Source organism: Acidimicrobiales bacterium (genome assembly GCA_035316325.1).
Lineage (GTDB): Bacteria > Actinomycetota > Acidimicrobiia > Acidimicrobiales > VFJN01 > DASXTK01.
The window spans coordinates 1-25,059 of record DATHJB010000114.1; the positions used below are offsets into that span (position 1 = coordinate 1).

Consider the following 25,059-nt stretch of genomic DNA (forward strand, 5'->3'; position numbering starts at 1 on the left):
CGGCTCCTCACCCGCATCGCCTTCGGCTTCCACGGCCCCGAACCCCTCATCGCCCTCGCCATGCTCGCCCTCGGAGGCCACACCCCCCACCTCCCAGGCCGCCACTAACCCACGGATCCGCTCCGAGAGCCAGAAATCTCCGAGTCCGTGTCCACCGGTGCGCCGGGTGAGGCGTCTGTAGGGGCGTCCACACGAACGGCGGAAGGCATTCCCGATGCGAGCGTTACCCGCGATCTCACTGGCCGCGGCGCTGCCGGTCCTCCTGGCCGCGGCGGTCATGGCCACCGGGTGCGACGACGATCCGTCGGCTGGTCCCCGGCCCTCGACGTCCACGCCGACGAGCTCCACGGCGGCCGCCCAGCGCCGGGTGACGACGACGGTCGCGCCGGCCCCCACACCGACCACCACGGCGCCGCCCCCGGCCGCCGCCCCGACTCCTCCGTCCACGGCGGAGGTGCGGCAGGCAGCCCCGGAACCGGAGCCCGACTGCTCCGAAGGCGGGACGGCGGAGGCCGAGGCCCTGCAGCACAGCTTCGACGAAGGCCACCAGCCCTGGCGGGGCGACCCGGAGTGGGTGGCCCGGGTCGGTGCCGCCTGCCTGTTCGGCGTGCCGGCCGACTCGGTCGAGCCGGTCGGCGAGAACCGCTACCTGGCGACCGACGCCACCACCGGAGCGCACGCGGTGGTCGACGTCGCGCAGCCCCTCGGCTCCGGCACCGTCTGGCTGGTCACCGACGTCGCTCCGGCCTGACGGCTCCACCGGTAGCGTCGGCCGGGATGGGAGGAGTCGCCGGGCCGCGGGAGCAGGACAGAGCGCAGCTGGCGTCGGGTGTCGCCTTCGCCGCGGGCGTCGGGGCGTTGGCCGGGCTGGCATTGGCGCGGCGGCGTCGCCCGGTGTGGGCGCTGGCCGGGGGAGCGCTGCTGGCGGCGTCGGAGGTCGTGGCCCGACGGCGGCAGCGGCCCGGGGAGATCCCGGCGCTGGAGCACCGGATCCTCGTGAGCGGGGCGCTGGCATCGGTGGCGGGGTGGGTCGCCGGGCGGGTGACGCCGGCGGGACCGGTCGCCGTCGGCGCAGGTGCCGGAGCCGTGGCGGGGGCCATGGGGCTCCGGCCGCAGAAGGTCGTCGCCGGGCCTTTGTTCGGGGCGGCCCTGGGGCGGGTGCTGGCGGCGTTGAACCCGAGGATGCCGGCGTCGGTCGTGGCCGGCGCCACCGTCGTCGGCATCGTCGGTTCGCTCGACGAGCTGGCCGGCCCCGAGCTCGACCCGGTGGCCGTCGCCCCCCGGGTGCGCGAGTTCTACGAGCACACCACCAGGTACACGCTCGACATCGTCCCCGAGTGGCGGCCCTGGGTGCGCCCCGGCTACCTGCTCTACCGCACGCTGGTGGCCCAACCGCTGGGCCAGGCCAACGTGCCGATGAATCAGCGGGAGGCGCAGCGGGGCGTCCACAGCCGCATCGACACGATCGACGTCGACGGGATCCTGGCGGCCTCACCCTCACCACCCGCAGTCCGCTCGACCACGCCGGCCACTACCTCACCTACGTCGACCCCGACACCCGCGAGCTGACCGCCCTGGCCGTCAACGGCTTCGCCGAGGAGCTCGACGTGTTCGTCTCCCCGGATGGCGACCTCCTCGCCGAACACGCCTTCTGGCTCTTCGGTCTCCCGTTCCTCGTCCTCCACTACCGCGTCGTGCCCAAGCCGGCGTAGCTGCTGACGAGCGTGCGCCAGTCGGCGGGGCGGGTCGCCCAGGCGACGATGCCGGCCAGTACGAGGTGGACGGGGGCCGAGACGCTCTCGGAGAGCGGGTCCTGGTTGAGGACGTGGGTCAGGACGGCTCCCCCCAGGATGACCACCAGGATCCCCGCGCCGAGGAACCTCCGGCGCGGCTGGGTCAGCAGCACCGCGGCGAGCACCTCCCCGGCGCCGACCACGAACCGGAACCACGTCGGGTAGCCCCAGTCGACGAACCGCTCCGAGTACTCCGGGCCGAACATCGTCTCCCCGGGGAGGAACTTCGCGGCTCCGCCGATCACGAACTCGATGGCCATGAACCAGCACAGGCCGGTCAGGAGTCGTTGCTTGGACATCTGCGTCTCCTCGATCGTGTGGGCGCCGCACGGATGCGCGGCGTCGACCAGTGAGACGCAGCCGGTCGCCGATTTCGACAGCCCGGCGGGAGTCAGTGCAGAGGTGGGCCGTCGAGGCGGTCGGTGGTGGCGAAGTCGGCGACCGGGGAGCGGGTCAGGCGGCGCGGTTGGCGGACCGGGTGGCCGAGGGCGAGGACGGCGGCGAGGGCGAAGTGGTCGGGGGCGCCGAGCAGCTCGCGGACGGCCGGCTCCTGGCGGATCGGCATGGTGGTGATCACGCCCGCCAGGCCCTCCTCCCGGGCCGCCAGCAGGATGCTCCAGGCGAACGGGTAGACCGAGGCGCCACCGGCCAGGGTGTAGCGGCCGAGGTCGCGGTCGACGGCGGCGAGCTCCCGCAGGTCGACGAACAGCGCCAGCAGCACCGGCACCTCGTGGAAGCGCTCGGCGAACCCGGGAGCGGCCCGAGCCTGCTCCCGCAGCGCCGCGGCGCCGGCCAGGGCCCTCTCCTCCGCGGAGCGGTCGGTCACCGGCGCCCACGGCCTGAGGCCCGCCGCCGTGATGGCCAGGTACTCGTACCAGCCGTCGAGGTAGCGGTCCCGCAGCCCCAGCCGTGCCGCCGGGTCCTTCACCAGCACGACCCGCCACCCCTGCCGGTTGCCACCGCTCGGAGCGAAGCGGGCGGTCTCCAACAGGCGGACCACCACGTCGTCGGCGACCGCCTCGTCGGTGAACTCCCGCACCGCCCCGGTCGTCCTCAACCCCTCGATGAGCTCCACGCCCGGCACGCTACGCGCCGGCGCCCTACGGTCGGGCCGATGCGTCACACCGCGGGCTCGTACGTCATCGGTCCCTACCTGCTCCTGCACCAGCGGGTGTACCGGTGGACCAGGGGAGCGGTGGGCCGCCACGCCGGCGGTCGCCCGACCCTGCTGCTGCACACCGTCGGCCGCAAGACGGGCAAGGCCCGGGCGACGGCGCTGGTCTACGCCACCGACGGCGCCGCCCAGGTCGTCGTGGCGTCCTACGGCGGCGCCCCGCAGCACCCGGGGTGGTACCTCAACCTCCGGTCCCGGCCCGAGGTGGAGGTGCAGGTCGGGCGGCGGCGCTGGCCGGCCACCGCCCGGGTCGCCGAGGGGGAGGAGCGGGACCGGCTCTGGGAGCTCGTCAACGAGCGGAACCGGGGACTCGCACGCTTCTTCCACCGGGGCGCGGTCGGGCGCTACGACGTCTACCAGCGTCACACCCGCCGCGAGATCCCGGTGGTCGTCCTCGACCCCGCCTGAGGGCAGGCCTGATCAGGTGGCGACCGGGGTGGTCTGGGCGGAGGCGATCCGCCAGGAGCCGGTGTCGTCGTCCCGGACCATCACGTAGGTGAGGCGGCCGGTGGTCGGGAAGGCGCCGTCGGGGTCCCGGTCGCCGTCGTCCCGCTCGTCGAAGACCTGCTTCGTCAAGCTCACGATGGCGACGTCGGGGTGTACGTAGCGGATGTCGTCGATCTCGGACTTCGTGCGCACCTGGGCCAGCGGCGTCGACAGGGCGGCCTGCATGGCTTGGCGCATCGCGTCCCGCCCCAGCACCCGTCGCCCGGCGATGTTGACGATGAGCGCGTCGGGCGTGTGCAGGGCGAGGAGCGGCTCCAGGTCGTTCTGGTGCTGCTGGGCGGCGGCGACCGTGTCGCGGATGGCGGCGTCGTGGTCGTGGTCCATCGGTGTCTCCTTCGTCAGTCGGACAGCAGGGCTCGGGTCTCGGCGAGCAGCTCGCACTGGCATTGCCAGTCGTCGCCGATCACGCCGAGGACGGCATGGGTGGCGCCGGCCTCGGCGTACTCCGCCAGCCGCTCGGCCGCGCGCGCCGGCGGGCCGGTGATCGGCAGCCGGGGGATCGTCTCCGCCGGGATCCCGTAGTCGCGCACGCCGTGGGCGAAGTCGTCGAGCAGGGCCGGGGGCGGGTCGTCGCCCAGCAGCACGGCGCCGCCGATGGCGATGTCCGGGCGCGGCCGGTCCCGCGCCTCGGCCAGCTCGGCGAGGTGTCGGGCGCCCCGGGCGACGTCGGCGGGCAGGCGCATCGACGGGAACCAGCCCGTGGCGTGCTCGGCCGCCCGGCGCCGCGCCACCGCCGAGTTGCCGCCCACCCAGATCGGCGGCACCGAAGCACCGGGAGCGAGCGTGACGGCCACGTCGGCGCCGTCGACACGGGTGGGCTTGCCGGCGATCAGGTCGGGGAGGACGGCGAGCGCCGCGTCGGTCAGCCGGCCCCGGTCGGCGTAGGGGACGCCGGCGGCTTCCCAACCCGCGCCGCCGTAGGGGTCGCCACCCGAGCCGACGCCCAGGATCACCCGGTCGCCGGACAGCACCTGGAGCGTCGCCACCTGCTTGGCGGCGCGGACCGGCCCGCGCAGCGCCGGGACCATCACGCCGAACCCGAGGCCGATGCGCTCGGTGACGGCCGCCGCCGTGGCCAGGGTCAGCGTGCTGTCGAGGACGGGCCCGGGAGCGAAGAGGTGGTCGCCGACGAACAGGGCATCGAGGCCGAGGTCCTCGGCGTGGCGGGCGTTCGCCGGCAGGTCCTTCGCCCGGTCGGCGTGCAGGCCGCTCAGCACCACTCCGATCGACATGCGCATGGACTCTCCCTTTGCGGAGCGTTTCGTTCCGTTCAACGTCCAGGACTATATCGGAGCGAAACGCTCCGTTAACTAGGCTGCCGGTGATGAGCGAAGAACTCCCCCCGACCCGACGTGGTCGGGGACGTCAGGCGGAGGCCGAGCGCAACGACCTCCTGGTGCTCGAGGCCGCCCGCGACGTGTTCGCCACGCAGGGCGCCGACGCCCCCATCGCCGCCGTCGCCACCCGGGCCGGCGTCGGCATGGGCACCCTGTACCGCCGCTACGGCAGCAAGACGGCGCTGCTCCAGCGCATCTGCGTGCTGGCCATGGAGGAGGCGACCGTCGCGGCCGAGGAGGGCCTGGCCGACGACGACGCCTGGGTCGGCCTCACCCACTACGTGCAGCGCTGCGTCGACATGCGCTCCGGCGCCCTGGCCCCGCTGGCCGGCAGGATCGAGGTCACGCGCGAGATGTGGGAGCTCGCCCGGCGGGGTGGGGCGCTGATCGACGAGCTGGTCGCCCGGGCCCACCGCTCCGGCGGGCTGCGGCCGGACGCCAACGCCCTCGACGTCGCCTACCTGGTGGAGCAGATCGGCCGCCGCTCGCCCACCGAGTCGCCCGACGAGACCGACGTCGTCCGCCGCCGCCTCCTCGCCATCGCCCTCGCCGGCCTCCGCACCGGCGCCGCCACCGAACCCCTCCCCGGCCCCGCCCCCACCCGCGAGGCCTACGAGTCCCGCTGGGGTTCGACCGACTGACATGGCGCGGGGGTCAGGGCGTCGGGTTGTGGAGGATCCAGGCGACGGCGGCGGGGAGGTCGGGGACCTGGGCGTCGCTGTGGTCGGGGTGGGGTTCGTCGTAGCCGCGGTCGACGAAGACCGTGCGGCAGCCGGCGCGGTGGCCGGCCTCGACGTCGCGCCCGCGGTCGCCGACCATCACGCTCGCCGACAGGTCGATCCCCAGCCGCTCGGCGGCGTCGACCAGGAGGCACCCGCACCCGTCCGCGTCGTCGTGGGGACACACCAGCACCTCGTCCACCGGCACCACCGACCGCAGGCCGCGGTTGATCTCGTCGACGGTCGACCGCGAGGCGGTGTCCGGCTGGTCCGTCACCACGATGGTCCGGTAGCCCGCCTCCCGCAGCCGCTCGACCGCGGCTGTCACCCCGGGCAGCACCTCCAGGTCGTCGACCCGGGCCGGCGGGTAGGGGTGACCGTCGCGCACGAACGCCCGGTTGAGCACCCCGTCACGGTCCAGGAACACCGCCCGCGCCGGCAGCGCCGCCGACGTCCCGGGGCGGATCAGGTTCGGTCGCGCCCGTCGCGTCGGCCGCACTCCGGTGACACCCACAGGACGCGTCCCTAGTCGCCGTTGGGCCGGGTGTAGAGGCTCGTCGCGTGGATGAGCAGGGTGTTCGCGAACGTGGTGAAGGCGACGACCAGGGCGAGGATGCCGGCGATCGCCATGTGGTTCACGGAGGCGCCGGTGTCGGCGAGCCGCTCGTCGTTGGTGAGCCAGCCGGCCACCAGGGGCAGCACCAGCAGCCCGCCCACCGCGGCCAGCCCCGCCGAGGCCAGCACCGTGCGCGTGTAGGCGAACGCCCGGGTCCAGCGGCGCGCCGCCCGCCCCGAGGAGTCGTACAGCATCTTGGCGATGCACCCCAGGAAGAAGCCCTGGGTGCCGACGACCGTCAGCGCCAGGCCGCCGAGCATCCAGTGGAGCGAGAAGGTGGCGTCGCCGATCGACTGCGGCCCGAACGTCAGCGGCACCGTGAGCAGCAGCCCGACCGCCGCCATCACCAGGCCCGGCACGTAGACGAACGCGTCGGCCCCGTGGACGAGCATCGCCCGCAGGTTCGTCCAGGCGGCCTTCCACGGCGACGTCCAGCCCGCCCGCACGTGGTGGCTGGCGCGCCCCTCCTGGTCCTTGAGGAAGTGGACGGGCACCTCGGCGGTCCGCAGCCCCAGGTGGACCGACTTGATCACCATCTCCGAGGCGTACTCCCACGACGGCGACCGCAGCTCCATCCGCCGCAGCGCGTCGAGCGTGATGCCCCGCATGCTGCAGTGGATGTCGGAGAACCGGGAGCGGAACAGCAGGTTGAGGACCTTGGTGGTCACCGGCGAGCCGAGGCGCTGCTGCAGCGTGGGCATGGCCTCCGGCTCGATCGACCCCTGCCACCGCGACCCCATCACGAACTCGTAGCCGGCCTCGAACTTGCCGACGAAGTCGGTCAGGTCCCGGAAGTCGTACGTGCAGTCGGCGTCGCCCATGATCACCCACTCGCCCCGGATGTAGGGGATGGCGTCGATGTAGGCCCGGCCCAGGCCCCGCGGCGGCGTGCGCAGCACCCGGGCACCCTCGGCCAGCGCCAGCTCGGTGGTGCGGTCGTCGCCGCTGTTGACGATCAGGATCTCGCCGGCGACGTCGGCCTTGGCGAGCCCGTCCCGGCACCAGGAGACGAACTCGGCGATCGTCAGCTCCTCGTCGAGGGCGGGGACCACGATCGACACCAGCGGCAGCTGCCGGTCCTCGTCGCGGGGGACGAAGAGCTGGATGTCGGACGCGAGCTGGAGATCGGATGCGGGGGACAGGCTCTGCACGTCGCCTCTCGGCATTGTCCTGGCCCGCCGACGTCGACACTAACGCCTCCCCGGGTGCCCGCCGACCCACCCTCCGCGGCAACCCGGCGACGCCGCGCGTCCTCACATGGCGCTCACATGGCCGTGACACGATGCCCCTCATGCGACGGGCCCCCAGGCGGAGCGAGGCCCCGAGCGACTGCCGGATCCCACGGCGGTGACAGCCAGGACTGGCGGCGGCGGCGCTGGCGGCGAGAGCGCCGCCGCCCGCCAGCCCTGACACACTCGGGACGTGGATGCCACCTACATCCCGGCCGACGATCCGGTGGCGGTCGAGGTGACGCGCCTGGTGCAGGCGGGCGACGTGGCGGCGCTGGAGCGCCTGCTGGCCGAGTGGCCCGAGCTGGTCACGGCCCGGCTGGGTGACCGCGGCTGCTCGCGCACGCTGCTGCACGTGGCCGCCGACTGGCCCGGCCACTTCCCCCACGGGCCCGACGTGGTGGCGCTGCTGGTGCGGTCCGGCGCCGAGGTCGACGCCCGCTTCGACGGCGGCGAGGGCAGCCACACCGAGACGCCGCTGCACTGGGCGGCCAGCAGCGACGACGTCGCCGTGCTCGACGCCCTCCTCGACGCCGACGCCGACGTTGAGGCCGACGGCGCCGTGCTGGGCGGCGGCAGCCCGCTGGCCGACGCGGTCGGCTTCGGCAACTGGGCCGCGGCCCGTCGCCTGGTGGAACGGGGTGCGCGCACCCGCCTGAAGGACGCCGCCGCCCTGGGCCTGATGGACCGGGTGGAGGCCGCGTTCGCCGACGAATCTGGCGCCGACGGCCGCCCACCCGACGGGGACACCGTGACCCAGGCTCTGTGGAGCGCCTGCCACGGTGGTCAGCATGCGGCGGCCGAGTACCTCGTCGCCCGCGGCGCGGACATCGGCTGGGTCGGCTGGGACGACCTCACGCCGCTCGACGTCGCGGTGCGGTCCGGTGCCACCGACCTGGTCCGATGGCTCAGATCGCGAGGCGCCGGGAGTGGCGCCGCGTGCTAGAACACCAGGGGTGCAGCTCCTCCATCAAGGCAAGGTCCGTGACGTCTACCTCGACGGCAACGGTGACCTGATCCTCGTCGCGTCGGACCGCATCAGCGTGTACGACGTCGTCCTGCCGACGCCGATCCCCGGCAAGGGGGCGATGCTCACGGGCATGTCGGCGTGGTGGTTCGAGCAGCTCGCCGACGTGGTCCCCAACCACGTGATCTCCATCAAGGACGTCCCCGACGAGTTCGCGGATCGGGCGATGCGTTGCAAGCGCCTCGACATCGTGCAGGTGGAGTGCATCGCCCGGGGCTACCTGGCCGGCGGCGGGTGGGATGCCTACCGCCGTGACGGGGCGATCTGCGGTGTGGAGCTGCCGGAGGGCCTGGTGCTGGGCGACGAGCTGCCGGAGCCGATCTTCACGCCCACCACGAAGACGCCGCCGGAGGAGGGCCACGACGAGCCGATGACGTTCGCCGAGGTCGTCGACGCGGTGGGCCGGGAGACCGCCGAGCGGCTGCGCGACCTGACGCTGGAGCTGTACCGGCGGGCGTCGGTGGTCACCGCCGAGCGGGGCGTGATCCTGGTGGACACGAAGTTCGAGTTCGGCTTCGATCCCGCCACGGGGGAGCTGGTGCTGGGCGACGAGGTGCTCACGACCGACAGCTCCCGCTACTGGCGCATCGAGGACTGGGAGCCGGGCGGCAAGCAGGTGGCCTGGGACAAGCAGTACGTGCGCGACTGGGCCAGCTCGCTCGACTGGGACAAGACGGCGCCGGGCCCGGAGATCCCCGACGCGGTGGTGGCCGAGACCCGGCTGCGCTACCTGACGATGTACGAGCGGATCACCGGCGTCACGCCGTTCGGGTGGCTGCAGCCCGGCGAGCGCGACGAGATGAGCCTGCGCAACGCCCGGACGTGGCAGGAGTGGCGCCGCCGGATGGACGAGGCCCGCGAGGCCGGCATCGAGCCCTCGGCGCGCGACCTGGCGATGCGGGACATGGCCGAGCGGTCGCCCCAGCGCTACAGCGGCGACCGGCCCTGGGCGTCGGACGACTACTGACACCTGCTGACGACTGCTCAACCTCCCGCTTCGGCGGGTAACGTGTGCTAGTACACCTGGCACATCGTCGACTCGGGGGAGCGGCGTGACAAAGGCGAGGCCCTACCAGCAGATCGCTCAGGCCATCCGTGAGCAGATCATCGCCGACGACCTGGTCGCGGGCGACCACATCCCGTCCGTGCGCGACCTGGTCCGTCAGCACGAGGTGGCCATGGCCACCGCCCAGCGGGCCGTGCGGTCGCTGCAGGCCGAGGGCTACGTGCGCCCCGAGCGCGGGGTCGGCAACGTGGTCACGCCGAAGGCCGAGCGAGGCTGGTCGGCCAGCGCCTGGGTGGAGCACGCCCGGCGCTCCGGTCGCATCTACCCGAGCGGCCAGCACGCCCGCGTCGTGCACGCCGAGCTGACCGTCGCGCCCGACCAGGTGGCCGCGGCGCTGGGGCTCGACGAGGGCGCGCCGGTGGTCCGCCGCGACCGCGTCACGATCGAGGACGAGCGGGCGGTGTCGGCGTCGACGTCGTGGTTCGCCGGTGAGCTGGCCACCTCGGCGCCCCGGCTGCTCGACCTCGGCCGCATCCTCGAGGGCACCTTCGTCTACGTCGCCGTGCAGACGGGCCGCCGGTTCGCCGGCTGGCGCGACCAGTACGAGGCCGTGGTCGCCACGGCGGAGGAGGCCGACCTGCTCGGTCTCCGCGCCGGCGTGGCCCTGCACAAGGGCCGCAACTGGGTCTACGACGCCGACGGCGCGGTCCTGGAGTACGGAGAGTCGCTGTCGACCGGGCGGCTCACGTACAGCGGTCAGATCGACACGTGAACGACACCCGCCAGGCCGGGAGGGTGTACTAGATTTTGTCCTAGTACACCTGAGGTGGGGGAGCTGTCGCCATGGGCGTTCGGCCAGTGGACGAAGTCGCCGTGCGGCTGCGAATCGACGTCGGCGAAGACAGGAGCACCGTGTACATCGACGTGGACCTCGACGGTCGCACGGTGTCGCTGACCCGTGGCGCCGCGGCCGTGCTCGCAGCCGAGCTGCACGATCGGCTCGACGCGGCCGCGCGCTTCGAGGCCGCGGAGGCCGCCCGCCACCGCCCCCACCTTCCGAACGGCGGTTAGACCGGCCAGTCGTCGACCCAGCCCCGATATCCGTTCGACGGGGGCGGGCGCAGATTCGGACAATGGGGGCATGGAGGCGGACGTCGACGCGGGGGTGGAGGAGCGCGAGCGGCGGCGGCTGGCGTTCCGGCTGGCGATGGGGAACTACGCCGCGCAGCTGCGCGAGGACCGCCGCCGCACGGTGCCGGCCCTCCTGCTGCCCGGGATCGGCAGCATCCTCGTGTGGTTCTGCCCGCCGCTGGTGATCGCCGCGGTGCTGCAGCGCTTCGACGACGGCGATCGTCCCGCCCTGCGCGAGCTCACCCCGTACCTCCTCGTGTTCACCGCCGTGTGGCTGGCCGGCGAGGTGGTGTGGCGGTTCGGCATCCACTTCCTCAACCGCGCCGCCGCCGGTGGCGTGGCCACGCTCCAGAAGCGGGGCATGGAGGCCCTGTACGACAAGGACCTGGCGTTCTTCCACGACAACTTCGCCGGCGCCCTCACCAAGAAGGTGGTCGGCTACGGCGCCAGCTACGAGATGTTCCTCGACGCCCTCACGTTCCACGTCGCCGCCAACCTCGTGCCGGTCGCGTTCGCCGCCGTGGTGCTGTGGTTCTACTCGCCGTGGATCGTCCTCGCCCTGGTGGGGATGGTGGGGCTCACGGCCGGCGTCGTCACTCCGCTGATCCTGCGGCGGCAGAAGCTGGTCGCCGCCCGCGAGGCCGCCAGCAACGACGTGGCCGCCCACGTGGCCGACACCGTCACCAACATGGACGCCGTCCGGCTGTTCTCCCGGGAGGGCGAGGAGGCCGCCACCCACGACCGCAACGTGGAGCGCTGGCGGTCGCTGGCCGTGCGCTCGTGGGACTACCAGAACCGCCGCATCGACCTCGTCACGTCGCCCCTGTACGTGGCGACCAACGTGATGGGACTGGTGCTGGCGTTCGCCCTGGCCGACGGTGGCAGCTTCAGCGTGGCGGCCGTGTTCGTCACCTTCACCTACTACGTCCGCTGCACCGAGATCGTCTGGGAGTTCAACCAGATCTACCGGCAGATCGAGAGCCAGCTGTCGACCGCGGCGCAGTTCACCGAGCTGCTGCTCGACCCGCCGAAGGTGAACGACCCGGTCGAGCCGGTCGCGCCCCGGTTCCGCGACGCCGGCGTGGAGCTGCGCGACGTCAGCTTCGGGTACCCCAACCGGCGCGACCTGCTGTTCTGCGGGCTCGACCTGCGCATCGCCCCCGGGGAGAAGGTGGGGCTCGTGGGCCCGTCGGGCGGCGGCAAGTCGACGCTCACCCGGCTGCTGCTCCGCTTCGCCGACGTGGACGGCGGCTCGATCGTGATCGGCGGCCAGGACATCGCCCGGCTGCGCCAGGCCGACCTGCGGAGCCAGATCGCCTACGTGCCGCAGGACCCGCTCATGTTCCACCGCTCGCTGCGCGACAACATCGCCTTCGGCCGCCTCGACGCCACCAAGGACGAGATCGAGGCCGCCGCCGCGGCCGCCAACGCCGCCGAGTTCATCGCCGCCCTGCCCGACGGCTACGACACGCTGGTCGGGGAGCGGGGGATCAAGCTGTCGGGCGGCCAGCGCCAGCGGCTCGCCATCGCCCGGGCGGTGCTGCGGGGCGCGCCCATCCTCGTGCTCGACGAGGCCACGTCGTCGCTCGACTCGGAGAGCGAGGAGCTGATCCAGCACGCCCTGCTCACGGTGATGGCCGACCGCACGGCGATCGTGATCGCCCACCGGCTCAGCACGGTGAGGTCGCTCGACCGGCTGGTGGTGATGGTCGACGGCGGCATCGCCGAGGACGGCACCCACACGGAGCTGCTCGCCACCGGCGGCGTCTACGCCAACCTGTGGCGCAAGCAGTCCGGCGGCTTCCTCGGTCTCCACGTCGCCTGAGCTTCCTGAGTGGCTGGGCTGGCTGACATGGGTGTCGGTCTGGTTGCCTGGCGGCCGTGGCCGAGAGCGCGGGTACCGAGGGTGGGTTCGACCCGGCGAGGTTGAAGTGGGCGACGCCCGAGCCCGGACGGCTCCTCGGGCGGGGCCACACCGCCGGCGACTTCCTCGAGGCCTACGAGTGGAACGTCCTCGAGCGGCGCGACGGGTACCTGCGGCTCGACGCCGGGCTGCCGGCCCACGTCCGCAACCCCCGCGGCCAGCTGTTCGGCGGCTTCACCCCGACCTACGTCGACGTGGTGGCGCTGTTCACGGTGCGCGTCGGCAGCGACCTCCCCGACGGCACGCCCCGGCACTGGCTGGCGACCACTCAGATGCGGCTCGACTACTTCGAACCGATCACCGGCCCCCGCTTCGTGATCGAGAGCGAGCTGGAGAAGAAGCGGGGGCGCACCAACTTCGTGCTCACCCGGTTCTTCCAGGACGACTCCCTGGCGGTGCTCGCCGCCACCACCATCCGGGAGATCGCCCAGGGCCGCCCCCTCGGCGACGCTTGACCCTCCCCCTGGGGGAGGCCGCAGGGTGGGGGCATGACCTCGGTGATCGAAGAAGTGATCATCGCCGCCGCCCCGGACGACGTATGGGCGGCCCTGCGCGACTTCGGAGCGCTCCACACCCGCCTGGCGGCCGGCTTCGTGGTCGACACGCAGCTCGACGGCGACGACGGTCGCACCCGGATCGTCACCTTCCCGGGAGGGATGGTCGCCCGGGAGGTGCTGGTCGGCGTCGACGAGGCGGCCCGCCGCCTGTGCTACTCGGTGGTGGAGGGACCGCTCACGACCAGCCACCACAGCGCCTCGGCCCAGGTGTTCGCCGAGCCCGACGGGACCACCCGCTTCGTGTGGATCACCGACGTCCTCCCCGACGAGCTGGGTGACCCGGTCCGGCAGCTCATGCAGCAGGGCCTCGTCGCCATGGCGGCGACGCTCACCGCCGCCCAGCCGGTCGGCTGAGCAGAACCCCGCGGTGGCGGGTATCGGGTGGGGCCATGGCCCTGCACACCGTCCACAAGAGCGGGGACGAGACGTTCGACGACGTCTACTCCACCCGGCTGAGCGAGGCACCGCTGCCGAAGTACCGGATCCCGGACCAGCCGTCGGACCCCCGGGCCGTCCACGCGCTGGTGCGGGACGAGCTGGCGATCGACGGCAACTCGTCGCAGAACCTGGCCACGTTCTGCACGACGTGGGCCGACCCCGAGGTCCACCGCCTGATGGACGAGAACCTCGACAAGAACATGGTCGACAAGGACGAGTACCCGCAGACCGCCGAGCTCGAGTCGCGCTGCGTCCACATCATGGCCAACCTCTGGAGCTCTCCGGACGGCGACAGCACGGTCGGGTGCTCGACGACCGGTTCCAGCGAGGCGGCGATGCTGGGTGGCCTGGCGATGAAGTGGCGCTGGCGGGAGCTCCGCCGGGCCGAGGGCAAGCCCACCGACACGCCCAACCTGGTGTGCGGCCCGGTGCAGGTGTGCTGGGAGAAGTTCGCCCGCTACTTCGACGTCGAGCTGCGCCAGGTGCCGCTCGAGCCCGACGCCACCGGCCTGCGTCCCCACCAGCTGCGCGACTACGTCGACGAGAACACGATCGGGGTCGTCGCCATCCTCGGCGTGACCTTCACCTGCGACTACGAGCCGGTGAAGGCCCTGGCCACCGAGCTCGACGCCATCCAGCGCGACACCGGCCTCGACGTCCCCGTCCACGTCGATGCGGCCAGCGGCGGCTTCGTCGCCCCCTTCGTGCACCCCGACCTGGAGTGGGACTTCCGGGTGCCCCGGGTGGCGTCGATCAACACGTCGGGCCACAAGTACGGCCTGGCGCCGCTGGGTGTGGGCTGGGTGGTGTGGCGCACCGCCGAGCTGCTGCCGGAGGGCCTGGTGTTCCGGGTGAACTACCTGGGTGGCGACATGCCCACGTTCGCCCTCAACTTCAGCCGGCCCGGCGGCGAGATCGTCGCCCAGTACTACACGCTGCTCCGGCTGGGCCGCGAGGGCTACCGCCGGGTGCAGCAGGCCTGCGTCGACACCGCGCAGTACCTGGCCGACCAGGTGGGGACCCTGGGCCCGTTCGAGCTGCTCTACGACGGCGAGGGCGGGCTGCCGGCGGTGTCGTACCGGCTGGCCGACCCGGCGCCGATCTGGTCGCTCTACGACCTGTCCGACCAGCTGCGCCAGCGGGGCTGGCAGGTGCCGTCGTACCCGCTCCCGCCCGACCGCGACGACACCGTGGTCCAGCGGGTGCTGATCCGTCACGGCATCGGGCGCGACAAGATCGCCCTCCTGGTGGAGGACATGAAGCGCAGCATCGAGCGCCTCGGCTCCGGCCGCCCCCTCCCCGACGCCCAGCGGACCGGGTTCCACCACTGACCCCGGTAGACATACTCCTCGTGAGGTTCGTGGTCGCCGTGACGCTCTTCGTGGTCGCCGGTCTGGTGGCGGCGCCCGCGGTGCGGGCCCAGAGCGAGGCCGAGGCCGAGGCCGAGGGCTACGGGGTCGGGCGGCGGGACCTGACCGGCGGGATCGTGGTGCTGTACCCGGTCGTCGCCGAGCCGGCGGGGCCGACGACCAGCGACGTGCGGCCGGCCGGGCCACCCGCCGCCGACGGCCCGTTCCCGCTGGTGGTGTTCGTGGTCGACGGTGACGAGGAGCCGGAGGAGTACGTGTCGTTCCTGGAGCCGGTCGTGCGGCAGGGCTACGTGGTGGCGATCGCGGGTGACGCCCGGTCGACGATCGACCGGTTGCTGGCGCTGTCGGCGCAGCCCGACGGTTGGCTGGCGGGACGGCTCGACCCCGAGCGCATCGCCGTCGCCGGACGCGTCCCGGTCCCGGGCTCCGACGATCCCCGGATCGACGCCGTCGCGCCGCTGTCCGCCGACGAGCAACTCGGCTTCGACGCCGAGGGGGAGCGGACCGAGGCGGCGCTGCTGGCGCTCCTCGACGCCGGTCTGAAGCCCGCTACGCCGACGCGGTGAGGACCAGGGGCTTGCCCTTGGTGACCACCATGGTGTGCTCGAACTGGGCAGAGAGGCTGCCGTCGTCGGTGTGGAGGGTCCAGCCGTCGGTGCCCTCGACGGCCGAGGTGCCGCCGGTCGACAGGAACGGCTCGATGGCCAGGACCAGGCCCTCCCACAGCACGGTGGTGTTGCGTGGCATGTCGACGAACGGGACGCTCGGCGGCTCGTGGAGGAAGCCGCCGACGCCGTGGCCCCACAGGTTGGCGAGCACGGTGAAGCCCTCGCGGTGGGCCCGGCGCTGCACGGCCCGGGCCACGTGGCGCATCGGGCGACCGGCGCGGGCGGCGTCCATGGCGTCGCGCTGGGCGCCCCGGGTGGCCTCCAGCAGGCGGGTGGCGATCGGGGCCACCTCGCCGACGGGGGCGCTGGCGCCGGTGTCGGCCCAGTAGCCGTCGAGCTCGGCCGACACGTCGACGTTGACGAGGTCGCCCTCCTGCAGCGTCCGGGTGGGCGACGGGATGCCGTGGGCGGCCTCGTCGTTGATGCTGATGCAGGTGGCGGCCGGGAACTGCACGGCCAGCATCGGGGCCGAGCGGGCGCCGTGGCGGCGCAGCACGTCCATGCCCACCGTGTCGAGCTCACCGGTGGTCACACCGGGCGCCACGGCCTTGAGCATGGCGTCGCGGGCCTCGGCCACGGCCCGGCCGACGCGGCGGAGTGCGATGAGGTCGTCGTCGTCTTCGATGGTCACGAACAAAGGCTAGGTCCCAGCCGAAACTTCGACAGAGATGGCGCCATGGCAACCAGCTCTGTCGAGGTTTCGGTCAGAACGCCTGGGTCAGGCTGTAGATCAGCAGACCCGCCAGGCCGCCGACGAGGGTGCCGTTGATGCGGATGAACTGGAGGTCGGGGCCGAGCAGCAGCTCCAGCCGGGTGGCGGCCTCCTGGCCGTCCCAGCGGGCGATGGCGCCGCTGACCATGGCGGCGATCTCGTCGTGGAAGTGCTCGCTCACGTAGCGGGCCGCCCCCTCGACGGCCTCATCCACCCGGCGGGCCAGCACCGGGTCGTCGTGGAGGCGGGTGCCGAAGGCGGCGATGGCGTCGGCCAGCCGGCGGCGCAGCGGGGCGTCCGGGTCGTCGGCCTGGGCCCGCAGCGTCGCCTTCAGGTCGCTCCACACGGCGGCCGTCCACTCCCGCAGCTCGGGCTGCTCCAGCAGGTCGCGCTTGAGGGCTTCGCCGCGTTCCCGCAGCTCGGGCGACGTCTGCAGGTCGGCGGCGAACTGGCGCACCCGGGCGTCGAAGTCGCGGCGCAGCTCGTGGTGGGGGTTCTCGGCGACGTCGTGGAGCACCCGGTGGACGCCGTCGAGCAGGCGGTCGAACACCCGGTCCTCCACGGCCTCGGGCAGCCACCACGGTGCCTCGCCGGAGAAGCGGGCCCGGAGGCCGGCCCGGTTGTCGAGCAGGAAGCGGTCGACGGCCCGGAGCACCACGTCGAGGACGTCCTGGTGGCGGTCGTCGTCGGTGACGAGGTCGAGGGCCTTGCCGGCCAGCGGCGCCAGCGGGGTGGCGTCGATGCGGGCGCGGGCGGCGTCCTCGATCGCCTTGTGGACGTCGTCGTCGCGCAGCAGGTCGACCAGCGTGACCGAGGCATCGACCAGGTGTCCGGCCAGGCGGGCCGCGTTGTCCGGCTGCGAGAGCCACGCCGCCGACCGCTCGGCGGGGCGGATCGTCCGGATGCGCTCGACGATGGCGTCCTGGGTGAGCAGGTGGTCCTGGACGAAGTCGCCGAGCGTGGCGCCGAAGCTGTCCTTGCGCGCCGGGATGACCGCCGTGTGCGGCACCGGGATGCCGGCGGGGTGGCGGAACAGGGCGGTCACGGCGAACCAGTCGGCCAGCCCGCCGACCAGGGCCGCTTCGAGGCCGGCGACCAGGTAGCCGACCCAGCCGTCGTCGTGGTCGGTGAGCACCCGGACGGCCACCAGCGTCGCCGCCACCAGCACCAGCAACCCCGTGGCCTGCCGCCGGGCGCGTCGCAGGTGGGCCTGGCGGCTCTCGTCGGCGAACGTGGCGACCATGTCCAACGTCTACCCCCGCTCCGCGTCAGAGATCGCGGAGGGCGTCGTGGATGACCTGCTGGAGGTGGAGGCCGCGGTGGACGTCGAGCGGGTGGGGCGTGCCGGACGCTGTGAGCAGCAGCTCGTCGACCACCGTGGTCATCGTCCCGGGGCCGACCGCCGCGGCGGTGTCGATCTCGACCGCACCCGCCTCGGTGTACACCTCGACCCCCGAGCGGTGCGGCACGATCGGCGTGTGGGCGGTCAGCGACGCCTCGCTCACGGCCCCCGACTCGTGCTCCAGCAGCAGGCCCACCCAGCGGCGGGGGTCGCCGTGCGCCCGCACGCCGACGACCCGGCCCAGCGCGGCGTCGAGCAGGTCGATCACGTGGGGCCCGAGGTCGAGCAGGGGGCCGTGCTCGATCCGCCACGGCGTGGCGAACGGCCCGGCCAGCGACCCGCCCCCGAGGAAGTGGGCCCGCCCGCCGACCGGCGCCTCCGCCGCGGCGACGTCGGCCAGGAACTCCCGCACCGCCGCCGCGTAGCGCCAGGTCAGCAGCACCTGGGATCCGACGCCGGCCGCGTCGACCGCGTCGGTTAGACGACGGGCGGCGTCGAGCGACAGCGCCACCGGCTTCTCCAGCAGCAGCGCCTTGCCGGCTCCGGCGGCCCGCACGGCCAGCTCGGCCTGCACGTCGGGCGGCACCGCGAACGCCACCGCCTCGCACCCGTCGAGTAGCTCGTCGACCGACCCGCACGCCCGGCTCCCGTGCGCCTCGGCCACCTCCGCCGCCGCCTCGGGCCGCCGGGCCCACACCCCGGCCAACCGGGTGCCGGGGTGCTGCGCCAGCATCGGCGCGTGCACCAGCTTCGCCCACGGTCCCGCCCCGACCAGCCCCACCTGCAGCTCGCTCATGGTCGACAGGCTTTCACCCCTGGGGGGTGACACGAGGGGACGGCGTCGCCACGAGGCTCCGTCCATGTCGGCGACGACGCCTCCGCCCGACCCGGCGGGTTCCGATCCGCGTCGTGGTCGGGCGAAGCGGGGGTGCCCGCGGCGGCACACGGGCGGCCACCAGCCGGCGCGGCGGCCCGGGCGCCCACCGGGCTGCGACGAACCCCCATCGGCCGGCTGCGGGCGAGAGCCGGAGCCGTCGTGCCTCGGCCCTGGTCAGCTGTTCTGGTGGTGTCACCGGTACCTTTGACAGCGCCGTCGAGTTTCCCTGAGGGGCCCGCGCGGTAGAAGATTCTCTGACGAGGATCACCCGCACCTCCGGTACGGCCCCCTAGAATGGGTTTCGCCGTCCCCGCCGGGCTGGGTTGGGTCGATGGCTCGGGGGTCGTGCGGTCGCCTGTGCGCCGGCCCTCAGTTCCCCCCACGACAGGCATGACCAGACTGGGTTTGGAGCTCGCACTGGATCTGACCAATCTCGAACTGCTCGTCTCGGCCGAAGCCGCAGGCGAGATAGCGGCCGATGAGCGTGCCGTGCTCGAGGCCGATCGCGCCCGCTGGGCGACGATGGTGCACCAACTCCTCGTGGAGACCGAGGAGGCGCTCGACCGCGTCTCCGAGTCGGACCGCGAGGAGCGCGACCAGGCCGTGGCCGACCTGGCGGAGGAGCGCGACCGGCTGGTCCGCGCCCTGCGCCGTGCCCACGGCCAGCCGGAGATCGACGAGATCGACGAGGACGACTTCGACGAGTTCGAGGACGAGTTCCACGCCTACGACCTCGACGACGTCGACGAAGTGGACGTCGTCGACGAGGGCCCGCTCGACGAGTCGGCCACGACGCCCGTGCTGCAGGCCTCCTGGCTGCAGGGCAACGTGGTGCTGTGGGCCGGCAACCGGGCCGCGGAGCCGCTCGGGCGCGACGAGCTGGGCCGCCTGATCGACGAGGCCGGCGCTTCCGCCATCGACTGGACGCCCCGCCGCCGCGACGTGAAGCCCCCGTCCGGCAAGGCCGCCGCCGCCGTGGAGGCGCCCGTCGGCGCCGCCCTCGGGTGGCTGGTGGGGCTGGCCACCGACGAGATCACCGGCCCCGTCGGGCCGAGCGCCCGCTGGCTGGGCGACGTGGCCGTGTGGGCCACCGAGACCGTGGCCCAGGGCCGCATGGTGCCCACGCTTGTGCCGGCGCCCAACGGGGGCAACGGCGGTAACCAGGGTCAGGGCCGCAAGGGCCAGGGCCAGGGCCAGGGTCGGGGCGACCGCTCCACCTCCGAGCACGTGGTCAGCTGGGCCGCCGCGGCCGTCGACGGTCGGCGGGTGCGCTCGCTGGCGTCGCGGATGCCGGGCTCCGTGGGCGCCGTCGACACGTCGCTGCCGGCCGAGCGGGTCGCCCGGGCCGTGCTCGACTCCGCCGTCGACGCCATCTGCCGCGCCGGCGCCTCCCGCCTGGTGATGCCGGCCGTGGCACCCGTCGCCCGCTCGTACCGCGACGTCGCCGAGACCGTGATGGCCCGCCTCGACGGCACCCCGTTCCGGGCCGCCAAGCAGCCGGCCGCCCAACTGGCCCACGAGCTGGGCCTGTGGGCCGCCGAGGTGCGGGGCCGGCGCCGGATCGGCCTGGTGGTCGAGCTCCACCCGCCGCACAGCGACGGCGGCTGGCTGGTGTCGGTGAGCGCCACCGGTGTCGAGCAGCACCCCATCGCGGTGCACCAGGCCCTCGACGGGGCCTCGGGCAAGAAGGTGAAGAGCCTGGAGGCCGAGCTGCGGCGGCTGGAGCGCCTGCTCCCGGCGCTGCGCCGGTCGAGCGACCGCCGCGCCCAGGTGATCGTCGACAACGAGGAAGCCTGGGACCTGATGACCGACACCGGCGCCGTGCTGGTGGCCGCCGGGTTCGACGTCCGGGTGCCCGTGGCCTCGGTGAAGCGCCCCTCGCCGCGGCTGCAGCTGCGGGCCGACCACCCCACGGGCCTGGCCCGGGTCGGCGCCCACGAGCTGTCGCGGGTGAGCTGGTCGGTGCTGTTCGACGACGCCGACCTCGACGTCGCCGAGATCACCCGCCTGGCCGCCGAGGCCCGCCCGCTGGTGCAGGTCAAGGGCCGCTGGGTGGCGCTCGACCGGGCCGACCTCGACGCTGCCGCCGAGGCCCTCGCCGCCCACAGCCAGACGCACGAGCTGTCGGGCGCCGCCATCGTCCGCTACGCGGTCGGGCTGGAGGACAACCCGTTCGGCGGCCCCGTGTCCGTCGCCGGCCAGGGCTGGGCCGTCGAGCTGGTGAAGGAGGCGACCGGCACCCCGCCGGCGCCGCTGCCCGCCCCCGAGGGCTTCGTCGGCGAGCTGCGCACCTACCAGGCCGAGGCCCATGGCTGGCTCCAGTTCCTCGACCGGGCCGGCCTCGGCGGCTGCCTGGCCATGGACATGGGCCTGGGCAAGACGCCCACCCTGCTGGCCCACATCCTCACCACCCGCGACGAGGGCCCGTCGCTGGTCGTGGCGCCCCCGGCGGTGCTGGGCAACTGGGCGGCCGAGTCCGCCCGCTTCACGCCTGACCTGCAGGTCCACGTCCACCACGGCGCCTCCCGGGTGGGCTTCGACGAGCTGCCCGAGGTCGCCGCCAAGGCCGACATCGTGATGACCACCTTCGCCACCGCGGTGCGCGACGTCGAGGCCCTCGCCGGCATCGAGTGGCACCGGGTGGTGCTCGACGAGGCCCAGGCGATCAAGAACCCGGCCAGCGAGACCGCCCAGCAGCTGCGGCGCCTCACCGCCCGGTCGAAGCTGGCGCTCACCGGCACACCGGTGGAGAACAGCCTCGGCGACCTGTGGTCGATCCTCGACTTCACCAACCCGGGCCTGGTGGGGGAGCGCAACGACTTCGTCCGCCAGCTGTCCACCGACGACGACGGCAGCCGCCGCGACGCCGGCGAGGCCGCCCTGCGGGCGCTCAACGGGCTGCTGGTGTTCCGGCGCACGAAGATCGAGCCGGCGATCGCCGCCGAGCTGCCCGACAAGATCGACGAGCTCGACCAGTGCGGCATGACCGCCGAGCAGATCGGCCTCTACCAGGCGATCCTCGACAACCTGCTGGCCACCGACCTCGACGCCGACGACCCCAACGCCCGCAAGGGCCACGTCCTGGCGGCGATCACGCACCTCAAGCAGGTGTGCGACCACCCGGCGGCCTACCTCGGCGACGAGGACGACGGTCCGCTGGAGGGTCGCTCCGGCAAGCTCGCTCGGCTCGACGAGCTGGTCGACGGCGTGTTCGCCGCCGGCGAGCGGATGCTGATCTTCACCCACTTCGCCCGCTGGGGCGAGAAGCTGGCGGCGTACATGTCGGAGCGCACCGGCGTCGACATCGCCTGCTACCACGGCGGGCTGACGCGGGGCGTGCGTGACCGGATCGTGAAGGAGTTCCAGGAGGGCACGGGCGCCGGGGCACTGGTGCTGTCGATCAAGGCCGGCGGCTCGGGCCTGAACCTGACCGCCGCCAACCACGTGGTGCTCTACGACCGCTGGTGGAACCCGGCGGTCGAGGACCAGGCCCGCGACCGGGCGTGGCGGATCGGCCAGCAGAACACGGTGATCTCCCACCGGCTGGTGTGCCCCGGCACGATCGACGAGCGGGTCGAGGAGATCGTCGCCGGCAAGCGGCGGATCGCCGACCTGGTGCTGCCGGCCAGCAGCTCGCTCAGCGACCTGGGCGCCGACCAGCTGCGCACCGCCCTGGGCCTGCGCACCGACGCCGTGCTCGACGTCGAGGACGAGCCCAACGGCTCCGACCGCACCGGGAGGGCTGCGTGATGGCGAAGCGACGTCGAGGCCAGAACAACAACCAGAACCAGCGGCAGGGGCAGGGCAAGGGCCAGGGGCAGCAGAAGCAGCAGTCCCGGCGGCCCGGGGAGTCGGCGGCGCAGCGGTTCTGGGGCGACCCGGCCGCGAAGCGCGCCGAGCCCACGCCGATCCGGCCGACCCCCGATCCGGGGGCGCTGGTGAGGTCGCTGGGCAACCCGCCGCTGTCGCCCGCGGCCGCCCACCAGCTGGCGGTGGTCTACGAGGAGGCGGTCCGCGCCGCCACCGCCCTCGCCGCCGCCAACGGCCTCCTCGACGCCTCCGAGCTGGAGTGAGATCCCGAAGCGAAATTGCGTGCCTCGTGGTCGTCATAGGGCCACGACACACGCAATTTCGGGTGTTGTCGTGACGCAGCTGCGGCTCCGGCGGGAGCCGCCGGCGTTCCGGGCGGTGACCGTGGCGGGCGTGACGTGGATCAGCCCGCGGATGGTGCGGGTGACGTTGGCGGGCGGGTCGCTCGAGGGGTTCACCGTGCCGGAGCCGGCGGCCAGCGTGCGGCTGCTGCTGCCGTCGCCCGGGTCGGGTGGCGAGCTGGTGGTGCCGACGTGGAACGGCAACGAGTTCCTGATGGCCGACGGTGCGCGGCCGGTGCTGCGGACGTTCACGCCCCGGCGCTTCGACCCGGACGCCCTCGAGCTGGACGTGGAGATCCTGGTGCACGGCGGCGGCGCCGCGTCGACGTGGGCGGGCGCGGCCGCGGTGGGCGCTCCGGCGTCGCTGTCGGGCCCGGGCCGGGGCTACACGATCGACCCCGCGGCCCCTTCGTTCCTGCTCGCCGGCGACGAGACGGCTCTTCCCGCCATCAGCCAGCTCCTGGACGTGCTCCCCACCGGCGTTCCGGTCCAGGTCCACGTCGAGGTGGCCGACCCCGCCGCCGAGCTGCCCCCCGACGCCGAGGCGCACCTGCTCCCCGAGGGGTCTGCGCCGGGGGATGCGCTGGTGGCAGCGGTCGTCGGCACCGAGCTGGACCCCGACACCCGGGTCTGGGTCGCCGGCGAGGCCGCCGCGGTGCAGCGCATCCGCAAGCACCTCTTCCAGGAGCGGGGGTTCCCCCGGTCGCAGACGTCGATCCGGGGCTACTGGAAGCACGGCCGCGCCGGCGGCGAAGCCGACTGACCATGGCCCTCCGGGTGGTGGTGTGCGAGCCGTACTTCACGGGGTCGCACCGGTCGTGGGCCGAGGGCCTGGCCGCCCACAGCGCCCACGACGTGCGGCTGCTGACGCACAAGGGCGGGTTCTGGAAGTGGCGGATGCAGGGGTCGGCGCTGACGCTGGCAGCGGACCTCCGCCGGCTGGTGGCGACGTGGGGTCGGCCCGACGTGCTGGTGGCCAGCGACATGGTGCACCTCCCGGCGCTGCTGGGCCTGGCCCGCGACGTGCTGCGCGACACCCGGGTGGTCGTCTACTTCCACGAGAACCAGCTCACCTACCCGCTGCCCGACGGCGCCACCACCGACGAGACCTACGCCGTGACCAACTGGCTGAGCATGGCGGCCGCCGACCGGGTGGTCTTCAACTCCGAGCACCACCGAGCCGACGTGCTGGCCGCCCTGCCCCGGCTGCTGCGCCGCTTCCCCGACCACCGCCACACCGGGTCGATCGCCGCGGTGGCGGAGCGGATGACGGTGCTGCCGGTGGGGATCGACGCCGCGCGGTTCGTCGGCGGCGAGCGCCCCGACGCCGCCCACGACGGCGGGCCGCCGGTCGTCCTGTGGAACCACCGCTGGGAGTACGACAAGGACCCGGCGGCGTTCTTCGCGGCGCTGCGGGCCCTGGTCGCCGAGGGTGTCGACTTCCGGCTGGCCCTGGCGGGGGAGAGCTACCAGACGGTGCCGGCCGAGTTCACCCGGGCCCAGGCGGAGCTCGCCGACCGGCTCGTCTGGTTCGGGATGGCGTCGGCCGACGAGTACCCGGCGCTCCTGCGGCGGGCCGACGTGGTGGTCAGCACCGCCCGCCACGAGTTCTTCGGCGTGGCCGTGGTGGAGGCGATCACCGCCGGCGCCCTGCCGGTGCTGCCCGACCGCCTCAGCTACCCCGAGCTGGTGCCGGACGGGAGCTACCTGTACGCCGGCGACGCCGACCTGGTCGATCGCCTCCGCTGGGCCCTCACCGACCACGACGGTCGCCGGGCCGCGGCCGCCCTGGCGGCGAAGCACGTCGAGCAGTTCGCCTGGCCCGTCGTCGCCCCCCGCTACGACGCGCTGTTCGCGACTCTCGTCTGATCGAAATCTCGACAGAGACGGTCGCTATGGCGCCCGCTGTGTCGAGATTTCGGCTCGCGCCAGCGCGGCGGCGTAGGCCGAGGGGCCGTCGAGGGCGGCGAGGGCGAGGTCGCGGAGCCAGCGGCGGTACTCGATCGACACCTTGTCGGTGCGGACGGACAGCTCGGCGAGGTCGCCCGTCTGGTCGAGCACGATCTCCCGGGGCACCTGGTTGCACACGACCGGCTTGTCCTCGGCCAGCACCCGGTCCTGGAAGGCGAGGTGCTCCCGGTCGTCGCCGGTGAGGTCGTCGGTGCGGCCGAGGTACCAGAAGGAGCGGCAGGTGGCGTCGTCGACCGGGCTGGCCGTCATCCACAGCCGCCGCTCGCCGCCGGGCAGGAGGAACTCGATGTCGACCGTGCACGGCATCGGCATGCGGTAGCGGCTGGGCGACGCCAGGGCCGTGGGGTCGGTGTCGTCGGGCAGGCTGGTGCTTCCTGTCCGGGGGTTGAGGTTGCAGATCCACCTCGTTGGAGGGGTGGTGGTGGACCCTGTGGTTCCTTCCACAGATCCAGAGGAGCCCACCACCGTGACCCCGGCAGAGATCATCTATCAGCGACGTGCCCGTGTGCT

General features: G+C 73.6%; 27 protein-coding genes. 17 read left to right on the forward strand and 10 right to left on the reverse strand.

The features are described from left to right. The first annotated feature begins 214 nt into the window (after nt 1-214). Both VK611_15195 and VK611_15200 read left to right on the forward strand, forming a co-directional pair. Nucleotides 215-751 (forward strand): hypothetical protein, encoded by a 537-nt coding sequence (locus VK611_15195; GenBank protein HMG42679.1) that lies wholly within the window; start codon nt 215-217, stop codon nt 749-751. Between the two features lie 26 nt (nt 752-777). Further along, on the forward strand, nt 778-1,569 hold the full coding sequence (locus tag VK611_15200; protein ID HMG42680.1) for a hypothetical protein: 792 nt from the start codon (nt 778-780) through the stop codon (nt 1,567-1,569). A gap of 115 nt (nt 1,570-1,684) precedes the next feature. On the opposite strand, the gene VK611_15205 is transcribed toward VK611_15200, so the two are convergent. Together VK611_15205 and VK611_15210 are read right to left on the reverse strand one after the other, a co-directional pair. Next, complete coding sequence (locus VK611_15205) at nt 1,685-2,092, reverse strand: DoxX family protein (GenBank protein ID HMG42681.1); 408 nt, start codon at nt 2,090-2,092, stop codon at nt 1,685-1,687. Between the two features lie 92 nt (nt 2,093-2,184). Next, nucleotides 2,185-2,868, reverse strand: coding sequence for a nitroreductase family protein (locus VK611_15210; GenBank protein ID HMG42682.1), 684 nt, complete (start codon nt 2,866-2,868; stop codon nt 2,185-2,187). Nucleotides 2,869-2,907: 39 nt separating this feature from the next. Here VK611_15210 and VK611_15215 point away from each other — a divergent pair, with 39 nt between their 5' ends. Then, complete coding sequence (locus VK611_15215; GenBank protein ID HMG42683.1) at nt 2,908-3,375, forward strand: nitroreductase family deazaflavin-dependent oxidoreductase; 468 nt, start codon at nt 2,908-2,910, stop codon at nt 3,373-3,375. Between the two features lie 12 nt (nt 3,376-3,387). Here the strand turns inward: VK611_15215 and VK611_15220 are convergent, their stop codons facing one another. Next, complete coding sequence (locus tag VK611_15220) at nt 3,388-3,798, reverse strand: SgcJ/EcaC family oxidoreductase (protein HMG42684.1); 411 nt, start codon at nt 3,796-3,798, stop codon at nt 3,388-3,390. A 14-nt stretch (nt 3,799-3,812) separates the two neighbouring features. Next, the gene (locus VK611_15225) at nt 3,813-4,706 is read right to left on the reverse strand and encodes an LLM class flavin-dependent oxidoreductase (protein ID HMG42685.1); all 894 of its coding nucleotides are present in this window, start codon (nt 4,704-4,706) and stop codon (nt 3,813-3,815) included. Nucleotides 4,707-4,798: 92 nt separating this feature from the next. Between VK611_15225 and VK611_15230 the strand changes: the two genes are divergently transcribed. Then, on the forward strand, nt 4,799-5,452 hold the full coding sequence (locus VK611_15230) for a helix-turn-helix domain-containing protein (GenBank protein HMG42686.1): 654 nt from the start codon (nt 4,799-4,801) through the stop codon (nt 5,450-5,452). A gap of 13 nt (nt 5,453-5,465) precedes the next feature. On the opposite strand, the gene VK611_15235 is transcribed toward VK611_15230, so the two are convergent. Beyond that, nucleotides 5,466-6,044: an HAD-IIIA family hydrolase gene (locus VK611_15235; protein HMG42687.1), complete on the reverse strand. Its 579-nt coding sequence runs from the start codon at nt 6,042-6,044 to the stop codon at nt 5,466-5,468. A gap of 11 nt (nt 6,045-6,055) precedes the next feature. Further along, the gene (locus tag VK611_15240) at nt 6,056-7,297 is read right to left on the reverse strand and encodes a glycosyltransferase family 2 protein (protein HMG42688.1); all 1,242 of its coding nucleotides are present in this window, start codon (nt 7,295-7,297) and stop codon (nt 6,056-6,058) included. Nucleotides 7,298-7,568: 271 nt separating this feature from the next. On the opposite strand from VK611_15240, the gene VK611_15245 reads away from it, so the two are divergent. The 9 genes from VK611_15245 (at nt 7,569) to VK611_15285 (ending at nt 15,394) form a co-directional block, all read left to right on the forward strand. Then, entirely contained in the window at nt 7,569-8,321 is a 753-nt protein-coding gene (locus VK611_15245) for an ankyrin repeat domain-containing protein (GenBank protein HMG42689.1), read from the forward strand. A 10-nt stretch (nt 8,322-8,331) separates the two neighbouring features. Further along, nucleotides 8,332-9,369, forward strand: coding sequence for a phosphoribosylaminoimidazolesuccinocarboxamide synthase (locus VK611_15250; GenBank protein HMG42690.1), 1,038 nt, complete (start codon nt 8,332-8,334; stop codon nt 9,367-9,369). Between the two features lie 85 nt (nt 9,370-9,454). Then, nucleotides 9,455-10,180, forward strand: coding sequence for a GntR family transcriptional regulator (locus VK611_15255; protein ID HMG42691.1), 726 nt, complete (start codon nt 9,455-9,457; stop codon nt 10,178-10,180). Nucleotides 10,181-10,281: 101 nt separating this feature from the next. Continuing rightward, nucleotides 10,282-10,479: a hypothetical protein gene (locus VK611_15260; protein HMG42692.1), complete on the forward strand. Its 198-nt coding sequence runs from the start codon at nt 10,282-10,284 to the stop codon at nt 10,477-10,479. A gap of 70 nt (nt 10,480-10,549) precedes the next feature. After that, entirely contained in the window at nt 10,550-12,364 is a 1,815-nt protein-coding gene (locus VK611_15265) for an ABC transporter ATP-binding protein (protein HMG42693.1), read from the forward strand. Nucleotides 12,365-12,420: 56 nt separating this feature from the next. Next, nucleotides 12,421-12,918, forward strand: a complete 498-nt coding sequence (locus VK611_15270) for a hypothetical protein (GenBank protein ID HMG42694.1) — start codon at nt 12,421-12,423, stop codon at nt 12,916-12,918. 33 nt (nt 12,919-12,951) lie between these two features. Continuing rightward, complete coding sequence (locus VK611_15275; GenBank protein ID HMG42695.1) at nt 12,952-13,374, forward strand: SRPBCC family protein; 423 nt, start codon at nt 12,952-12,954, stop codon at nt 13,372-13,374. Nucleotides 13,375-13,409: 35 nt separating this feature from the next. Then, nucleotides 13,410-14,789 carry a glutamate decarboxylase gene (locus VK611_15280; protein ID HMG42696.1) on the forward strand — a complete coding sequence of 460 codons (1,380 nt, stop codon included), beginning with the start codon at nt 13,410-13,412 and terminating at the stop codon, nt 14,787-14,789. Nucleotides 14,790-14,809: 20 nt separating this feature from the next. Further along, nucleotides 14,810-15,394: a hypothetical protein gene (locus VK611_15285; protein HMG42697.1), complete on the forward strand. Its 585-nt coding sequence runs from the start codon at nt 14,810-14,812 to the stop codon at nt 15,392-15,394. On the opposite strand, the gene map is transcribed toward VK611_15285, so the two are convergent. The 3 genes from map to VK611_15300 all read right to left on the reverse strand — a co-directional run bounded on the left by map (nt 15,378) and on the right by VK611_15300 (nt 18,346). Further along, nucleotides 15,378-16,127 carry a type I methionyl aminopeptidase gene (gene map, locus VK611_15290; protein HMG42698.1) on the reverse strand — a complete coding sequence of 250 codons (750 nt, stop codon included), beginning with the start codon at nt 16,125-16,127 and terminating at the stop codon, nt 15,378-15,380. The two genes, VK611_15285 and map, sit on opposite strands and share 17 nt — an antisense overlap. A gap of 73 nt (nt 16,128-16,200) precedes the next feature. Continuing rightward, a complete protein-coding gene (locus tag VK611_15295; protein ID HMG42699.1) occupies nt 16,201-17,451 on the reverse strand; it encodes a DUF445 domain-containing protein in 1,251 nt (416 codons plus the stop codon). A 25-nt stretch (nt 17,452-17,476) separates the two neighbouring features. Beyond that, nucleotides 17,477-18,346: a Gfo/Idh/MocA family oxidoreductase gene (locus VK611_15300; GenBank protein HMG42700.1), complete on the reverse strand. Its 870-nt coding sequence runs from the start codon at nt 18,344-18,346 to the stop codon at nt 17,477-17,479. Between the two features lie 570 nt (nt 18,347-18,916). Between VK611_15300 and VK611_15305 the strand changes: the two genes are divergently transcribed. The 4 genes from VK611_15305 (at nt 18,917) to VK611_15320 (ending at nt 24,447) form a co-directional block, all read left to right on the forward strand. Beyond that, a complete protein-coding gene (locus VK611_15305) occupies nt 18,917-22,177 on the forward strand; it encodes an SNF2-related protein (GenBank protein ID HMG42701.1) in 3,261 nt (1,086 codons plus the stop codon). Then, on the forward strand, nt 22,177-22,500 hold the full coding sequence (locus tag VK611_15310) for a hypothetical protein (protein HMG42702.1): 324 nt from the start codon (nt 22,177-22,179) through the stop codon (nt 22,498-22,500). The genes VK611_15305 and VK611_15310 overlap by 1 nt, the downstream gene beginning before the upstream one ends. Nucleotides 22,501-22,570: 70 nt before the next feature. Then, nucleotides 22,571-23,341, forward strand: coding sequence for a siderophore-interacting protein (locus VK611_15315; protein HMG42703.1), 771 nt, complete (start codon nt 22,571-22,573; stop codon nt 23,339-23,341). 2 nt (nt 23,342-23,343) lie between these two features. Further along, the gene (locus VK611_15320) at nt 23,344-24,447 is read left to right on the forward strand and encodes a DUF3524 domain-containing protein (protein HMG42704.1); all 1,104 of its coding nucleotides are present in this window, start codon (nt 23,344-23,346) and stop codon (nt 24,445-24,447) included. 24 nt (nt 24,448-24,471) lie between these two features. Here VK611_15320 and VK611_15325 read toward each other — a convergent pair whose 3' ends face one another. Next, nucleotides 24,472-24,993 (reverse strand): hypothetical protein, encoded by a 522-nt coding sequence (locus tag VK611_15325; GenBank protein ID HMG42705.1) that lies wholly within the window; start codon nt 24,991-24,993, stop codon nt 24,472-24,474. Nucleotides 24,994-25,059 lie beyond the last annotated feature (66 nt).

Coding starts and splice junctions, on each gene's coding strand:
- VK611_15300 (HMG42700.1), bottom strand. CDS start 18,346: ATGAGCGAGCTGCAGGTGGGGCTGGTCGGGGCGGGACCGTGGGCGAAG.
- VK611_15200 (HMG42680.1), top strand. CDS start 778: ATGGGAGGAGTCGCCGGGCCGCGGGAGCAGGACAGAGCGCAGCTGGCG.
- VK611_15295 (HMG42699.1), bottom strand. CDS start 17,451: ATGGTCGCCACGTTCGCCGACGAGAGCCGCCAGGCCCACCTGCGACGC.
- VK611_15225 (HMG42685.1), bottom strand. CDS start 4,706: ATGTCGATCGGAGTGGTGCTGAGCGGCCTGCACGCCGACCGGGCGAAG.
- VK611_15310 (HMG42702.1), top strand. CDS start 22,177: ATGGCGAAGCGACGTCGAGGCCAGAACAACAACCAGAACCAGCGGCAG.
- VK611_15230 (HMG42686.1), top strand. CDS start 4,799: ATGAGCGAAGAACTCCCCCCGACCCGACGTGGTCGGGGACGTCAGGCG.
- VK611_15195 (HMG42679.1), top strand. CDS start 215: ATGCGAGCGTTACCCGCGATCTCACTGGCCGCGGCGCTGCCGGTCCTC.
- VK611_15220 (HMG42684.1), bottom strand. CDS start 3,798: ATGGACCACGACCACGACGCCGCCATCCGCGACACGGTCGCCGCCGCC.
- VK611_15320 (HMG42704.1), top strand. CDS start 23,344: ATGGCCCTCCGGGTGGTGGTGTGCGAGCCGTACTTCACGGGGTCGCAC.
- VK611_15205 (HMG42681.1), bottom strand. CDS start 2,092: ATGTCCAAGCAACGACTCCTGACCGGCCTGTGCTGGTTCATGGCCATC.
- VK611_15280 (HMG42696.1), top strand. CDS start 13,410: ATGGCCCTGCACACCGTCCACAAGAGCGGGGACGAGACGTTCGACGAC.
- VK611_15275 (HMG42695.1), top strand. CDS start 12,952: ATGACCTCGGTGATCGAAGAAGTGATCATCGCCGCCGCCCCGGACGAC.
- VK611_15265 (HMG42693.1), top strand. CDS start 10,550: ATGGAGGCGGACGTCGACGCGGGGGTGGAGGAGCGCGAGCGGCGGCGG.
- VK611_15215 (HMG42683.1), top strand. CDS start 2,908: ATGCGTCACACCGCGGGCTCGTACGTCATCGGTCCCTACCTGCTCCTG.